The following is a 13,581-nucleotide window of genomic DNA, read 5'->3' as shown; positions in this document are numbered from 1 at the left end:
CTTTTTATAAAGGCGTTTTTTTTATATTTTTACAAAAATAAACAACCATAATATGATTAATAAAAGAGTAAGTAATGTGAAGGAAGCATTACACGATATAAAAGACGGACAGACTATTATGCTGGGCGGTTTCGGACTTTGCGGTATTCCTGAAAACAGTATTGCAGCGCTTGTAAAAATGGATGTGAAAGAGCTTACCTGTATTTCCAACAATGCGGGAGTAGACGATTTTGGTCTGGGATTATTATTGCAAAAGCGCCAGATTAAAAAAATGATCTCTTCTTATGTAGGTGAAAATGCAGAATTCGAACGCCAGATGCTGAGCGGAGAATTGGAAGTAGAATTAACACCACAGGGAACATTAGCCGAAAAATGCCGTGCTGCACAGGCTGGAATACCGGCTTTCTTTACTCCGGCAGGTTATGGTACAGAAGTAGCAGAAGGAAAAGAAGTGCGTGAATTTAACGGAAAGATGCACATCATGGAAGAGGCCTACAAAGCAGATTTCGCGATTGTAAAAGCCTGGAAAGGTGACGAAGCCGGAAATTTGATTTTCAAAGGAACAGCAAGAAATTTTAATTCTTGTATGGCCGGAGCAGCAAAAATTACTATTGCTGAGGTCGAAGAACTGGTTCCGGCAGGAACTTTAGATCCGAATCAGATTCATATTCCCGGAATATTCGTAAAAAGAATTTTCCAGGGTGAACACTATGAAAAGAGAATTGAACAACGTACGGTAAGACAAAGAAATTAATCATGGCATTAGATAAAATAGGAATTGCAAAAAGAATTGCGCAGGAACTAAGAGACAGATATTTTGTGAATTTAGGAATTGGAATACCCACATTGGTAGCCAACTATATTCCGCAGGGAATCAGCGTGGAATTCCAGAGTGAGAACGGTGTATTGGGAATGGGTCCGTTTCCTTTTGAAGGAGAAGAGGATGCGGATATTATCAATGCCGGAAAACAAACGATCACCACTTTGGAAGGCGCTTCCTTTTTTGATTCGGCTACCAGTTTTGGAATGATCAGAGGACAGCATGTTGATTTAACGATTTTAGGGGCTATGGAAGTTTCTGAAAACGGCGATATTGCAAACTGGAAAATTCCTGGAAAAATGGTAAAAGGAATGGGAGGCGCTATGGATTTAGTAGCTTCTGCAGAAAATATCATTGTTGCGATGATGCACGTAAACAAAGCGGGCGAATCGAAAATATTAAAACAATGCACGCTGCCGTTAACCGGTGTGGGCTGCGTTAAAAAAGTAGTAACGGAACTGGCGGTTATGGAAATTACGCCAAACGGATTTAAACTTCTGGAAAGAGCGCCGGGTGTTACTGTTGAAGAAATTGTAAAAGCAACGGAAGCCAATCTGATTATTGAAGGAGATATTCCGGAAATGAAGATTGACTAAACAGATGATAAATAAAAAAAGCAGTTCGTGAGAGCTGCTTTTTTTATTTAACTCCCTTTCGGGATTGCTGCAATAAGCTTTTTGGTATAGTCTTTTTGCGGATCTGCATATAAAGTATCGGCATCAGCCATTTCTTCGATTTTTCCTTTGTTCATCACCAAAACCTGGTCGGACATATATTTAACAACTGCCAGATCGTGGGAAATAAAAATATAGGTAAAGCCAAAATTCTCTTTTAACTCGTTCAGTAAATTCAATACCTGTGCCTGTACCGAAATATCAAGTGCCGAAACCGATTCGTCACAAACGATTATTTTGGGCTGCAGAGCAATGGTACGCGCGATTCCGATACGCTGCCGTTGTCCGCCTGAAAATTCATGCGGGTAGCGGTTAAAATATTCTTCTCCCAGGCCAACCCGTTCCAGGATTTCGATTGTTTTTTGTTTGCGTTCGGTGTCATTTTCATACAAACCGTGTACCTGCATCGGTTCCATGATGGCTTTTCCAACCGGAATTCTCGGATTCAGGGAAGAATACGGATCCTGAAAAATAATCTGTATCTCTTTTCGAAGGGAGCGGATTTCGGAGGCGGTCAGGTTGGTAATATCTTTTCCTTTGTATAGAATACGTCCGGCTGTTGCTTTGTCCAGCTGTAATATTGTATTTCCCAAAGTCGATTTTCCACAGCCGCTTTCTCCTACCAGTCCGAGCGTTTCGCCTTCATATATGGCAAAACTGACATTGTTGACCGCTTTAAATGCGGTTTTTTTGCCAAATAAACCGGCCGTTGAAAAGTACTCTTTTTCAACGTTTTGCACTTCTAATAATGGCGTTTGTGCGTATAGTTTTTTATGATTTTCGGCTCGCTCTTCCGGAGTAATGATTGTATTGTCAATGGTGTTATCCAGGAAATTCTGAATTGTTGGCAAACGTTTTACGCGGACTTCCAGTGACGGACGGGAAGCGATTAATGCCTTGGTATAATTGTGCTGCGGATTTTTAAAAATCTGATGGGCGGCACCCTGTTCTACAATTTCGCCTTTGTACATCACCAAAACGCGGTTGGCAATTTCGGAAACCAAAGACAAATCATGGGAAATGAACAAAATGCTCATTTTGGTTTGCTGCTGTAATTCTTTCAGCAATAGAATAATTTCCTTCTGAACGGTAACATCCAGAGCGGTCGTGGGTTCATCGGCAATTAAGATCTTGGGTTTACAGGCAATAGCCATGGCTATCATGACCCGTTGTTTCTGTCCGCCCGAAATCTGATGCGGGTATTTGTCAAAAATAACTTCCGGATCGGGAAGTTTTACTTTTTCAAAAAGGGCAATGACTTCCTGTTTGATCTCTTTTTTCGAAAGTGAAGTGTGCTGCTGTAATATTTCGGCAACCTGATAACCGCACTTTAAAGAAGGATTTAACGAACTCATCGGTTCCTGGAAAATCATGGCAACATCATTTCCCCTGAATTTTTGCAGTTCTTTTGGCGTCAGGTCGGCGATATTTTTCCCTTCAAAAAGGATTGCGCCTTCCGAAATTTTCGAAATCGCTTTCGGAAGCAGGCCCATAATAGCCAGGGAGGTCACCGATTTACCGGATCCGGATTCGCCTACAATTCCCAGGATCTCATTTTCATGCAACTGAAAGGAACTGTTTTTAACGATAGGTGTCCAGTTTCCTTCTTTTTTGAAAGCAACTGTTACATGGTCTATTTGTAAAAGTGGGGTTTTCATTACTGCAAATGTAATTAAACGAAGATGATTTCTTCTTCAATTAGTAAATCTTCCCTTCGCAGGCGCAATAAAATCTGGGCTACGGCGATAACGTCTTTTTCGCAATACCGGATGATGCGGTCAATATCTTTTTCAACATAAAAAACATGGGCGACTTCACTTCCGTCAATATCGTCTTTAGGGGAGGGAATACCCAGTATGTTTGCCAGTAATTTTAAGGAAGTATAATGTTTGAAATCCCCGAATTTCCATAATTCCATAGTGTCCAGATGCGGAATTTCCCATGGTTTTTTGCCAAACAAATTCAGTTTTGGGGGAATGCTAAGCCCGTTGATAATCATTCGCCGGGCAATAAACGGAAAGTCAAACTCTTTGGCATTATGACCGCACAGGATGTGCTGCGGTTTGTTAAAATGGTTACTGAGCAGATTGCTGAAATCTTTCAGGATGGTTATTTCGTCTCCGAAAAAAGAGGTCACGCGAAAATGGCGTATGTCGCCCCGGAAAGTAAAATAACCGACAGAGATACAGATAATCTTTCCAAATTCGGCCCAGATACCGGCTCTGTCATAAAATTCTTCCGGCGTAAAATCGTCTTTGCGCTGGTATTGTGTTTTGGAACTGAACAGTTCCTGTTTGGTTTCGTCTAAGGCTTTGAAATTTTCTGCTTCCGGTACGGTTTCGATGTCCAGAAAAAGAATATTTTCGAAATGGATTTTTTCTAACATGGCTTGTATGGGGTAAATCGTTTTATTTTCTTTTTTCAAGCATTTTATAGGCTTCTCCTACATACACATAGAAATCATTACTATGCGGATCCGTTTCGGTCTGTAATCCTTTTAAATGCCCTAAACGGACAATGATCAGGTTGTCTTCCGGAACGACAATTACAAACTGGCCTAAATGACCGCGCATATAGTACATTTTTTTTCCAAGATAGGTATGCAGCCACCATCCGTAACCGTATTCCGGAGCATCGGTAAAACGCGGTGTAATGGATTTCGCTACAAAGGTACTGTCCAGTATTTGTTTTCCGTTCCATTTTCCGTGTTGTTTGTACAGTTTTCCGAAACGGGCAAAATCACGGGCATTGCTGGCAATACAGCAGAAGGCTTTTTCAATACCGTCCGGTTCGTGATCCAGTTGCCATAAGGCATCGTTTTCGGCACCCATTGGCTGCCAGAAATTTTTGGAAACATAATCGGAAAGGTATTCGCCGGTTGCTTTTTCAATAACCATGGCCAGTAATTCGGTAGCACCGCTCAGGTATACGAATTTTTTCCCCGGCTGTTCCGTTACTTTCAGTCCCAGGATTACTTTTTTCAAATCGCTGTCGAAATAGGCACGGGTCACAATCGAGAAAGGGCTGTAATAATGTTCGTCCCAGTTTAAGCCGGAGGCCATGGACGACAAATCGCCAACGGTGACGTCTTTGGCATATTTACCCTGCATTTCCGGAAAGAAATCGGATACTTTCTGGTCAAGGCTTTTTATTTTTCCATCCATAATGGCTTTTCCCAGGCTGGCCGAAACGATACTTTTAGCCATCGAAAAGGAATTGGATTTAGAATCTTTTCCGTAACCGTCGAAATAGCTTTCATGCCAGATACTGTCGTTTTTAATGATCAGGTAGGCTACCGTTTGCAGTTCCTTGTGTGTTTTGGCAAGTTCCGGAGTGGCCGGAACAGCATTATAGTCTTTGGCAATAGCCCAGGGCTGTGCGGTTCCTTTTTTTATTTCTCTGTTTGGAAAATCTTTATAATCCTCTAAAAAGGCAGTGGTATATCCTTTAAAATAAATGGTTCTGACGGCGCGTAATAAATAATCAACATCAAAAATATACATGATGATAATAATACTTGCCAGAACGACAGTAAACCAGATCAGGAATTTTTTAAGGAATTTCATAAGTACAGCATTAACGACGTGTCTTACGAATTTAAGGAAATTATTGATAGTTTTTGAAATTAGGCCGGGATATTAAAAAAGAGTTTGCTGCTTGATGGGATTTTCATGATCCAGCAGCCATTTTTTGCGCCACAAACCGCCGGCATAACCGGTTAAGGAACCGTCGGAGCCGATAACCCGGTGACAGGGAACGACTATCCACAACGGATTTTTTCCGTTAGCCGCCGCTACAGCACGGATGGCTTTTACATCGCCCAATATTTTGGACAGTTCCAGATAGGACATTGTTTTTCCGAACGGAATGTCCAGCAGCGCTTTCCATACTTTCTGCTGAAATTCGGTACCAGCCGGATTTAGCTTAAACGTAAATTCCGTTCTCTTTCCCTCGAAATATTCTTCCAGTTGTATTGCAGCTTCCTGAAGGTGTACCGGATATTGGTCTGGTGCTGAAATATTTCCGTCATTGCCGGCGGTTATTGCCGAAATGCCGTTTTCATCACCGTCAATTTTTGTGATTCCAAGGGGTGTTTTTATAAAAATAGTGTCCATCGGATAAAGATACTTTTTTGATTTGTTTCCTGCAATTCAAAATGTTAGCTAAAAAAAAGCCATCGAAAGATGGCTTTTTAAAATTTTATTTGGAATGGCTTAATATATAAGCTTCTAAAGCTTTTAATTCTTCTTCCGGCAGGTTTTTGGTAATGGCAAAATTTGCTTTCATTAACTGGTATTGTGTAGGATCTACAATCGGATCGCCTTTTTCTTTCAGGAATTCGACTATGCTGGCACCTTCTTCTTTGTATATCCGGGCAATTTCTTTAATGCTTGGCCCGATTATTTTCTGATCCGGTTTGTGGCAGGAATAACACATGCCTTTACCGTCAAAGATTTCCTGGCCTAATTCCAGTTGTAACTGGGCTTCCGTTTTTTTAGTTTCGGGATATAGGGAAGTTTTTTTTTCTTCTTTTTTATTGCAGGAAGCAAGCAGTGCAATACTGCTGATAATCAATACTACTTTTTTCATACGGTTACTGCATTAGTTTTGCCGCTTCTTTTGCAAAATAGGTGGAGATAATACTGGCTCCGGCTCTTTTAATACAATACAGTTGTTCCATCATGATCTTATCGTGGTCTAACCAGCCTTTTTCTGCAGCGGCTTTAACCATGGCATATTCTCCGGAAACCTGATATACTGCTACGGGAACGTGTACGGTGTCTTTTATTTCCCTAACGATATCCAGATAGGCAATACCCGGTTTTACCATGACAATATCTGCTCCTTCTTCTACATCGTCCAAGGCTTCTTTTATGGCTTCAATACGGTTGGCATAATCCATCTGGTAGGTTTTCTTATCGCCAAATCCCGGAGCACTGTCTAAGGCATCGCGGAAAGGTCCGTAAAAAGAGGAGGCATATTTAGCACTGTAGCTCATGATTCCGACATCGTGGAAACCGCTTTGTTCCAACGCTTTCCGGATGGCAAGGATTCTTCCGTCCATCATATCGCTGGGAGCAACAAAATCGGCTCCGGCTTCGGCATGGCTCACACTCATCCGGGTAAGGGCGTCTACCGTTGCGTCGTTGATGATTTGTCCGTTTTCAACGATTCCGTCATGTCCGTAAATAGAATACGGATCCAGAGCTACATCCGGCATTACAATCATTCCCGGTACAGCGTCTTTAATCGCTTTAATGGTTTGCTGCATCAGGCCGTCTTTGTTCCAGGCTTCTTTTCCGGTATTGTCCTTTAACGAATCGCTGACCTTTACATAGATATTGACCGCTTTGATTCCCAAATCCCATAATTCTTTTACTTCTTTTACCGTTTGGTCTAACGAACGACGGTATATGCCCGGCATGGAAGGAATTTCGATTTTTATGTCTTTTCCTTCTGCAACAAACATTGGAAACATGAAATCATTTGGACTTAGCGAAGTTTCTCGAACTAATGAGCGAATGGCATCATTTGTTCTCAGCCGTCTATTTCTGTGTAATGGAAACATAATAACTTGTTTTTAGTGTGTTGCAAATTTAGGTATTTAAAATGTCTTGGTAACAGGGATTATTTTCATTAAAATAAGTTTAACATATAGCCAAAAAAAAGAGCCTCAACGGAGGCTCTTTTTCTTGTTATGGTCTTGTGGGGTGCGTGGTAGGACACAGTAAGGAAAATATTCCGCTTCTGTCCGGATCCGTTATATCGTTACCTCCTTTTATCTTAGAACAATCTTTTTTTGAAAGTTCAATAATTGCTGTTTTTTTGAACGAAAGTAAATTGTTTTTTGTAGTTTTCATAATGTGTGGGTTTTTGTGGGTTTTTATTGATTACCCAAAACTAGGTCTAAATACCTGACAATCAAAGGGTAGTAAGCCGAAATTTATAAAAAAACACACCGTTTTTCGACTTTGTAATTTGTTATAAATCAATGCGTTAACCGGGTATTGCTGTTAATAAAAAAACATTATTTTTGTATTATAAAAACCTGTTAAAATATGTTGTTATCCTCAGTAAAAAGAATTCTTTTTTGTTTAATTGTATTGTCTTTTCAAACGATTTCAGCATCAGATTTAAAAAATCAGTTAAAAGATTCTATCCAGAAGTACATTTATAATAACCCGGCACTTGCTAAAAAATACATCCACAGCTACCTTTCTTTAAGTGAAAAAAGAAAAGAAGAGGAGGAGGCGATTATTGCCTACAATTATCTGGGATATGTCTGCATGACGCTATCAGAGACTGATAGCGCTTTTTATTTTTGTGATAAGGCAATTATAAAAGCCTATGGATTGAACAATCAGGGTCTGGTGTTGCGGGCAAAAATGAATAAGGCCAGTATGCTGTATCAGGCCTATAATTTTGAACAGTCTTTACTGCTTTATAATGAAGCATTGCAGTTAGCCAATAAATTAAAAGACAATTACAGCGTTCGAAGCATCAGTATCAGTATTGCGAATATTAAATATGAGATCGGGAAGCACAGTGAGGCGCTGGCTGTTTTTAAAAAATATCATGCTGAGGAGTTGTCCAAACCGGAATTGGCTTTGCTGGAACTAAAAATCGCAAAGACTTATTTAAAAATGAATTTACCGGATTCGTCTTTAATTTATATCGATAAAGGGCTTAACTATTGTAAAAAGTTCAATGATAAAGAGCTGGAAGCCTATTTTTTAAATGTAAAAGGGCAGAGTTATATCAAGAAAAACGATTTTCCAAAAGCGGAATTGATTTTAAACGAAGCGTTAAACAAATCGGTAAAAATAAAAAGCAGCCGGATAGAAGCTTCTATTATGCTGAGTTTAGCCGGTTTGCTAACAGAACGAAAAGAGTTCAACAAATCGAATGTGATTTTAAAGCAGGGACTTTTAAAACAAAAGAAATCTGATTTTTCTCCTGAAGAGCTGGCAGATTATTACAAGCTACTGGCGGAAAACTATAAGGCAGTGGACAGTATCAGCCAGTCCAATTTCTATTATCAGAAGTTTATTGATGAGAATACTAAAAAATCGGCTAAAAAAATCGGTACGCTGGAAGATCTGCACAAACTGGATATTGAAAAAATTGACAAGGAAAAAACCGATGAGGTAAAACAAAAGAATATTTTAATCATTGCCGTGGTGCTGTTAATCGCTTCTTTGGGCTTTTTCTACTATAGAAACAGGAGAAATGAAAGAATGAACCAGGAGAAATTTGATATTCTGATCGGGAAGATCAATGATTTTGAAGCCAAAAAGATATTAGAAGCCCAGGAAGAAAAAGTAACGACCAAGGAAGAGATCCTGGAAAGCCAGCTTATTCCGAATATAACCGTCAGTAAAGAAGAGGATATACTGGAACCGGAAGAAGAAGTGACAGCCGGATCGGTGGAATCGTTTGAAGAGGCACTGCAGGAAGAAGAAGATAGTGAATCGCATGATATTGTTCCTTCGGATGCTACCTTTATTATTAAAGACGAAAGAGTTAACGATATCCTTGAAAAGCTGGAGAAGCTGCAGGAAAAGAAGTATTTCCTGCGTCAGGACTGTACATTACACAATGTAGCCAAGAAATTGAAGACCAATACAGCTTATCTTTCCAAGATTGTAAACAATGAATTGGGAAAAAGTTTCAGTACCTATATTAATGAACTGAGAATTAACTACGTTATTTTAGAGCTAAAGAACAATTCTAAGCTGCGTGCATACTCTGTAAATTCCATTGCAGACGAGATCGGATATAAAAGTTCGGACTCTTTTACGAAATATTTTAAGGCTGCAACAGGCATTACACCTTCGGTTTACATCAAAAAAATAGAAGAAATGAAGCATAAATCAGAAGCTGCATAAAAATAAAATATATTTTATAAAGTATTGTAAATTAATATTTTAAAACCTTTAAAGATGCCTGTTTTTTTATAAAAATAGGCATTCTTTGTTTGTGGGAGAAAAAAAATAGAATTTACTTTGTCCTGTTGATGAATGAGAAATGAGAGAATTTATTCTTAACGTTTTAAAAACATTAACAGATGGGTTTTTAGGTAGCGAAAGTATCTCTGATATGAGTAGCTACTAAAAAAACACAAAAAAATAAAACAGAGCGTGGAAGGCCCTGTTTTATAGAATGAATTACAAAACGAAATCCAACAAATTTAGGTTGGAGTATCTTTACAAAGATAATCTTTTATTTATCAAAGTCAAGCTTTGCATAAAAGATCCCTCCTTAAAAAGTACTACTCACTTCCTTTCGTTGGTAAATTTTACATCCTTAATTAAAAGGATAATCAGAACCGCTTGTTAGCATTTTAAACAGGCGATTTAATGAAATGATTTTATTCCGGCATTGTTGTACCCTCTGTTGTCAGATGTACCCGTCAGATTGACGTTATGCGAATAAAAGGATTGTTGTGTGCTGTTCATACGGTATAGAAGCATTTTTATAGCCTTTGGTGAGCAACAACATGAAAAAGTAAATAATAAAAAGCCATGAAAACGAAAAAAATTATTAATCCGTCACGATTTAAAAGAAACACGATTGTCGAGTTGAACGATGAGACAGAAAAAGAATCCGGATTTTACGCTTCTGTTAAGCGTTTTGTAAAAGCAATTGCCCGAATTTTTGTATCAAAGCAAAAAAAGCAGCAATAAGTTAAAGCAATCCGATTCCCGTGTGATTAGTTATTCAAAAGTATTTTGAACAAAGTATCTATTAACTAAATACAAACACAAATCATGAAAAAGCAAGAAACAAACAAGTTGTTTTTCTCTAAAAATTCATTAGTGGAATTGAACAGAGAGGAGTTAAAAGGAATTAAAGGCGGTACCGGTGTACTGGTTGGAAACACATTAAGCTGCACACTCTGCGTTAATTCCAGCAAAGGACATTATATGGATGAAATGTACAGCATGGCAATGCCTGAGTAAGTAAAAAAAGCAGGATTACAACGCGTAATTCTTTAAAAACAAATGTTAACTATTTTATAATCACTAAATTTTTTAAATCATGAAAAAAGCAAACAAAGGAATGCTTCATTTTAAGAAGAATTCAATTATGGAATTAGATTTAGCTTCAATGAGAAGTGTAGTAGGAGGCGGAACCACAGTTATTGACGCTGGTGAGCAAACAACCATTATTTGTGGTGATTGTATCCCGTTACCGGGACCAATAAGAAATATTACGAAGTTACAACAGCTGTAAGATTTCTATAGAAGGAAAAATCATTGCCATAATATTTATGAATACATGATTTTTCCTTTACAAAAACCTTTGCCGGTGAGCCTTTTCACGAAAATGCTTATTGGGAAGCGAATACCTTAAAAACAAAACTGTATTAATTCAAATCAATATCATTATGAAAACAACAACCAACAACAAGTTAGCTTTTGCTAAAAAAGCGGTAGCAGAATTAAACGACCGTCAATTAGAGAATATCCACGGAGGATCTATGGGAGCCATCATCGATTATATCGGGGATAAAATTAAAGATATGATCAAACCTCAGGTTTAAAAAATAACGGGTATGAAAACAACTAAAAACAGCGATAAACTGGCATTTGCCAAGAACGCAGTAGTGGAATTAAATGACCGTCAACTGGATAGTATTAACGGAGGATCCTGGAATAGCATTGTCAACTATATTGGCGATAAGCTAAAAGAAATGATGCAGCCACAGGTTTAAAAATCGAACAGTATGAAGACACAAAGTACAGGTAGCGGACTGGAGTTCACCAAGAGTGATGCCATCGAATTAAACAATCTGGAAACTTTACATGAAAATGGAAGAAATACAATTGTAGTTGAAACCTGTACGGGATGTGTCTGTATATCGGTCACCCGGATAGTACTCTTTGAAGGACTATAACAAACAGTTTCCAGTTTTCGTTTTGAGATAACGAAAGTATTCCCTCATATTTTAACGGACAAATAGGTGTAAGTAGCATGGTAATGCTGTACTGCAGGGGGGATTACTATGGATTTTAATTAACAACAAAAAAAACAAAAATATTATGAAAACACAGCAAACAAACAAGTTAGTATTCCAATCAAATTCAGTAGTAGAATTAGATGTAGTGTCCATGGGACAGGTTATAGGCGGAGCCACCACATTTATCTGTGGAGACTGTGTGGTAATCACAAGCCGTATTGAGAATGTCATCGACTAAAAAGTAGCGTCATGAAAAAACAAACAGCGAATAAACTGGATTTCCACAAAAACACATTAGTGGAACTAAATGAAGGAACCATGTCGGCAATTGCCGGCGGAACATCGCTACTGTCTGTCATTGTGGTAACCGGGACATCCCTGATCGCGACGATTGGCCTCGACATGATTGAGCATACAGCGGAATAATAACAAACAAAACTTTTACATCATGAAAACACAAGAAACAAACAAACTGGCCTTTAAAAGAAATGCTATTGTTGAACTGGATATGACTGCAATGAGAAAGATTGCAGGAGGTGCTGATACCAATGACGGACCAACAACATTTATCTGTGGGGACTGTGTGGTGGTTACCCGTCAGCTTGGACACCTGAACCAGTTTTAGGAATAGCCGTATGCCAGAATAATGTAACAATGTGGCGGTAAGTGCAAACAGCCGAATAAATAGTGGCTGCAAGAGCAATGTTTGTAACCGGAACTGTTGTTTTGGAAATAAGAGGATAGATCCAAATAGGACGTTCGCCTTACCTCGCTGTTACACATTTACAATTTGAAAGGCAAGTAGCACAATGTGCTATACTGCAATGGGATTACTATGATTATTAATCAACTAAAAACGTATATCATGAAAAAACAGACAACAAATAAGCTGGAGTTTACCAAAAGTGCTTTAGTGGAATTAAACGATGGAAAAATGGCTGCTATTGCAGGAGGAACGTCAACAATATTCATTGGGACAACCTCGCTGATCAATTTAACCGTAGGACATCCGGATCAGGATATTACACTGTTATAAGACAACCGCATGAAAAAGCAAACGGTTAGCAAACCGGAGTTTACCAGGTAGTCACTGGTTGAGTTAAACGAGCAGAAAATGACAGCAATTGTCGGAGGGACCATAACGCCCAGCGGAACTTTTGTAATCACACTGACATTACAAACCATAACGGAAAGAGTAGATTCATAAAATAAAAAAGCAGCAGACAGATGAAAACACAAAGAACAACGAAACTGGAGTTTACCAAGCAATCATTGGTTGAGTTAAACGAACAGAAAATGGCTTCCATTATTGGAGGGACGGTAACAATAGTTGGGGGAACTTCCCTGGTTATGATGACAATGCTGACCATGGTCAACAAAGTAGAATAGTGTCAAATTTTTAAACAAATCGTATGAAAACATCAGAAACAAATAAACTGTCTTTCAAGAGACATGCAGTAGTAGAGCTAAGCAGAAACACGCTTGCATCCATTAATGGCGGGGGTAATTCAATACTGGACGGAATGCCGATATCGACCTGTTTATGTCCTATAATCACAAAAATCACGAAACAACTTCAATAATGAAAAAAGCAAACAAAGAAACGCTTCTTTTTAAAAAGAGCGTGATTACAGAACTGGACCTGATCTTTATGAATGAGATTGTAGGTGGCGGAGATACTAATAACGGACAGACAACACTGATCTGCGGAGATTGTGTATTGGTTCCCGGACCGATAAGAAACTTAACAAAGTTCCAGGCGAATTAAACAAAAAATAAAGCAACAACTATTAAACACCAAACACATGAAAACATCAAACAGTAATAAACTGGCTTTTGCTAAAAGCTCAGTAGCAGAATTGAATCAAATGGAAATGATGGGAATCAATGGAGGATCCACAATACTTGGTGGTGAAACCTGTTCCGGATGCGTATGTATCCCTGTAAAAACAATTATCCAGAATCAATTTTTAGCGGCATAGTTCCGGCAGAACAAGCAATACTTTTCGTAGCCTTCCACCTGGTGAAGGAGTAAAACAACATTCGACATCACGTAAAACAGTATGTAATGAAAACAGCGTTTTTCACTTGCACCGGGATAGGTATGGCTTTTTTTAACCAAT

21 protein-coding genes are annotated in these 13,581 nt (G+C 38.7%); 15 read left to right on the top strand and 6 right to left on the bottom strand.

Annotated features, from left to right (window positions below; all coding sequences use genetic code 11):
- The first annotated feature begins 52 nt into the window (after positions 1-52).
- Positions 53-754 (top strand): CoA transferase subunit A, encoded by a 702-nt coding sequence (locus B3394_RS00920; RefSeq protein ID WP_177730776.1) that lies wholly within the window; start codon positions 53-55, stop codon positions 752-754.
- Between the two features lie 2 nt (positions 755-756).
- Positions 757-1,416 carry a CoA transferase subunit B gene (locus tag B3394_RS00915; protein WP_273244175.1) on the top strand — a complete coding sequence of 220 codons (660 nt, stop codon included), beginning with the start codon at positions 757-759 and terminating at the stop codon, positions 1,414-1,416.
- Between the two features lie 47 nt (positions 1,417-1,463).
- Here B3394_RS00915 and B3394_RS00910 read toward each other — a convergent pair whose 3' ends face one another.
- The 6 genes from B3394_RS00910 to hemB form a co-directional block, all read right to left on the bottom strand.
- Positions 1,464-3,152 carry an ABC transporter ATP-binding protein gene (locus tag B3394_RS00910; RefSeq protein ID WP_286912000.1) on the bottom strand — a complete coding sequence of 563 codons (1,689 nt, stop codon included), beginning with the start codon at positions 3,150-3,152 and terminating at the stop codon, positions 1,464-1,466.
- Positions 3,153-3,166: 14 nt separating this feature from the next.
- Positions 3,167-3,880, bottom strand: a complete 714-nt coding sequence (locus B3394_RS00905) for a 3'-5' exonuclease (protein ID WP_286911994.1) — start codon at positions 3,878-3,880, stop codon at positions 3,167-3,169.
- 22 nt (positions 3,881-3,902) lie between these two features.
- Positions 3,903-5,060, bottom strand: a complete 1,158-nt coding sequence (locus B3394_RS00900) for a serine hydrolase domain-containing protein (protein WP_286911992.1) — start codon at positions 5,058-5,060, stop codon at positions 3,903-3,905.
- Between the two features lie 72 nt (positions 5,061-5,132).
- Complete coding sequence (locus tag B3394_RS00895) at positions 5,133-5,609, bottom strand: methylated-DNA--[protein]-cysteine S-methyltransferase (RefSeq protein ID WP_273244183.1); 477 nt, start codon at positions 5,607-5,609, stop codon at positions 5,133-5,135.
- A gap of 85 nt (positions 5,610-5,694) precedes the next feature.
- On the bottom strand, positions 5,695-6,084 hold the full coding sequence (locus tag B3394_RS00890; protein WP_286911987.1) for a c-type cytochrome: 390 nt from the start codon (positions 6,082-6,084) through the stop codon (positions 5,695-5,697).
- A 4-nt stretch (positions 6,085-6,088) separates the two neighbouring features.
- Entirely contained in the window at positions 6,089-7,063 is a 975-nt protein-coding gene (gene hemB / locus B3394_RS00885) for a porphobilinogen synthase (RefSeq protein WP_177730763.1), read from the bottom strand.
- Positions 7,064-7,553: 490 nt separating this feature from the next.
- On the opposite strand from hemB, the gene B3394_RS00880 reads away from it, so the two are divergent.
- The 13 genes from B3394_RS00880 (at position 7,554) to B3394_RS00820 (ending at position 13,440) form a co-directional block, all read left to right on the top strand.
- Entirely contained in the window at positions 7,554-9,383 is a 1,830-nt protein-coding gene (locus B3394_RS00880) for a helix-turn-helix domain-containing protein (protein ID WP_177730759.1), read from the top strand.
- A gap of 636 nt (positions 9,384-10,019) precedes the next feature.
- A complete protein-coding gene (locus tag B3394_RS00875; protein ID WP_177730757.1) occupies positions 10,020-10,181 on the top strand; it encodes a hypothetical protein in 162 nt (53 codons plus the stop codon).
- A gap of 84 nt (positions 10,182-10,265) precedes the next feature.
- On the top strand, positions 10,266-10,457 hold the full coding sequence (locus B3394_RS00870) for a class I lanthipeptide (protein ID WP_177730755.1): 192 nt from the start codon (positions 10,266-10,268) through the stop codon (positions 10,455-10,457).
- 127 nt (positions 10,458-10,584) lie between these two features.
- Positions 10,585-10,731 carry a hypothetical protein gene (locus tag B3394_RS00865; RefSeq protein WP_286911981.1) on the top strand — a complete coding sequence of 49 codons (147 nt, stop codon included), beginning with the start codon at positions 10,585-10,587 and terminating at the stop codon, positions 10,729-10,731.
- A 154-nt stretch (positions 10,732-10,885) separates the two neighbouring features.
- Positions 10,886-11,041, top strand: coding sequence for a class I lanthipeptide (locus tag B3394_RS00860; RefSeq protein WP_177730750.1), 156 nt, complete (start codon positions 10,886-10,888; stop codon positions 11,039-11,041).
- A gap of 12 nt (positions 11,042-11,053) precedes the next feature.
- The gene (locus B3394_RS00855; RefSeq protein ID WP_177730748.1) at positions 11,054-11,212 is read left to right on the top strand and encodes a class I lanthipeptide; all 159 of its coding nucleotides are present in this window, start codon (positions 11,054-11,056) and stop codon (positions 11,210-11,212) included.
- A gap of 12 nt (positions 11,213-11,224) precedes the next feature.
- Positions 11,225-11,395, top strand: coding sequence for a hypothetical protein (locus tag B3394_RS00850; RefSeq protein WP_177730746.1), 171 nt, complete (start codon positions 11,225-11,227; stop codon positions 11,393-11,395).
- 312 nt (positions 11,396-11,707) lie between these two features.
- Positions 11,708-11,884, top strand: coding sequence for a class I lanthipeptide (locus tag B3394_RS00845; RefSeq protein ID WP_286911978.1), 177 nt, complete (start codon positions 11,708-11,710; stop codon positions 11,882-11,884).
- A 22-nt stretch (positions 11,885-11,906) separates the two neighbouring features.
- Positions 11,907-12,083, top strand: a complete 177-nt coding sequence (locus B3394_RS00840; RefSeq protein WP_177730742.1) for a class I lanthipeptide — start codon at positions 11,907-11,909, stop codon at positions 12,081-12,083.
- 240 nt (positions 12,084-12,323) lie between these two features.
- Complete coding sequence (locus tag B3394_RS00835; RefSeq protein WP_177730740.1) at positions 12,324-12,494, top strand: class I lanthipeptide; 171 nt, start codon at positions 12,324-12,326, stop codon at positions 12,492-12,494.
- A gap of 191 nt (positions 12,495-12,685) precedes the next feature.
- On the top strand, positions 12,686-12,847 hold the full coding sequence (locus B3394_RS00830) for a hypothetical protein (RefSeq protein WP_177730738.1): 162 nt from the start codon (positions 12,686-12,688) through the stop codon (positions 12,845-12,847).
- 193 nt (positions 12,848-13,040) lie between these two features.
- Positions 13,041-13,226, top strand: coding sequence for a hypothetical protein (locus B3394_RS00825; protein ID WP_177730736.1), 186 nt, complete (start codon positions 13,041-13,043; stop codon positions 13,224-13,226).
- A 37-nt stretch (positions 13,227-13,263) separates the two neighbouring features.
- Complete coding sequence (locus B3394_RS00820) at positions 13,264-13,440, top strand: class I lanthipeptide (RefSeq protein ID WP_177730734.1); 177 nt, start codon at positions 13,264-13,266, stop codon at positions 13,438-13,440.
- Positions 13,441-13,581 lie beyond the last annotated feature (141 nt).

It is taken from the genome of Flavobacterium sp. UBA4197 (genome assembly GCF_002379575.1).
GTDB classification, from domain to species: domain Bacteria; phylum Bacteroidota; class Bacteroidia; order Flavobacteriales; family Flavobacteriaceae; genus Flavobacterium; species Flavobacterium inviolabile.
This window is presented reverse-complemented; position numbering and strand designations above follow the sequence as displayed.

Bases quoted from the DNA above. Each gene is read 5' to 3' on its own strand.
- B3394_RS00920 (WP_177730776.1), top strand. From the start codon at position 53: ATGATTAATAAAAGAGTAAGTAATGTGAAGGAAGCATTACACGATATA.
- B3394_RS00915 (WP_273244175.1), top strand. From the start codon at position 757: ATGGCATTAGATAAAATAGGAATTGCAAAAAGAATTGCGCAGGAACTA.
- B3394_RS00910 (WP_286912000.1), bottom strand. From the start codon at position 3,152: ATGAAAACCCCACTTTTACAAATAGACCATGTAACAGTTGCTTTCAAA.
- B3394_RS00905 (WP_286911994.1), bottom strand. From the start codon at position 3,880: ATGTTAGAAAAAATCCATTTCGAAAATATTCTTTTTCTGGACATCGAA.
- B3394_RS00900 (WP_286911992.1), bottom strand. From the start codon at position 5,060: ATGAAATTCCTTAAAAAATTCCTGATCTGGTTTACTGTCGTTCTGGCA.
- B3394_RS00895 (WP_273244183.1), bottom strand. From the start codon at position 5,609: ATGGACACTATTTTTATAAAAACACCCCTTGGAATCACAAAAATTGAC.
- B3394_RS00890 (WP_286911987.1), bottom strand. From the start codon at position 6,084: ATGAAAAAAGTAGTATTGATTATCAGCAGTATTGCACTGCTTGCTTCC.
- hemB (WP_177730763.1), bottom strand. From the start codon at position 7,063: ATGTTTCCATTACACAGAAATAGACGGCTGAGAACAAATGATGCCATT.
- B3394_RS00880 (WP_177730759.1), top strand. From the start codon at position 7,554: ATGTTGTTATCCTCAGTAAAAAGAATTCTTTTTTGTTTAATTGTATTG.
- B3394_RS00875 (WP_177730757.1), top strand. From the start codon at position 10,020: ATGAAAACGAAAAAAATTATTAATCCGTCACGATTTAAAAGAAACACG.
- B3394_RS00870 (WP_177730755.1), top strand. From the start codon at position 10,266: ATGAAAAAGCAAGAAACAAACAAGTTGTTTTTCTCTAAAAATTCATTA.
- B3394_RS00865 (WP_286911981.1), top strand. From the start codon at position 10,585: ATGGAATTAGATTTAGCTTCAATGAGAAGTGTAGTAGGAGGCGGAACC.
- B3394_RS00860 (WP_177730750.1), top strand. From the start codon at position 10,886: ATGAAAACAACAACCAACAACAAGTTAGCTTTTGCTAAAAAAGCGGTA.
- B3394_RS00855 (WP_177730748.1), top strand. From the start codon at position 11,054: ATGAAAACAACTAAAAACAGCGATAAACTGGCATTTGCCAAGAACGCA.
- B3394_RS00850 (WP_177730746.1), top strand. From the start codon at position 11,225: ATGAAGACACAAAGTACAGGTAGCGGACTGGAGTTCACCAAGAGTGAT.
- B3394_RS00845 (WP_286911978.1), top strand. From the start codon at position 11,708: ATGAAAAAACAAACAGCGAATAAACTGGATTTCCACAAAAACACATTA.
- B3394_RS00840 (WP_177730742.1), top strand. From the start codon at position 11,907: ATGAAAACACAAGAAACAAACAAACTGGCCTTTAAAAGAAATGCTATT.
- B3394_RS00835 (WP_177730740.1), top strand. From the start codon at position 12,324: ATGAAAAAACAGACAACAAATAAGCTGGAGTTTACCAAAAGTGCTTTA.
- B3394_RS00830 (WP_177730738.1), top strand. From the start codon at position 12,686: ATGAAAACACAAAGAACAACGAAACTGGAGTTTACCAAGCAATCATTG.
- B3394_RS00825 (WP_177730736.1), top strand. From the start codon at position 13,041: ATGAAAAAAGCAAACAAAGAAACGCTTCTTTTTAAAAAGAGCGTGATT.
- B3394_RS00820 (WP_177730734.1), top strand. From the start codon at position 13,264: ATGAAAACATCAAACAGTAATAAACTGGCTTTTGCTAAAAGCTCAGTA.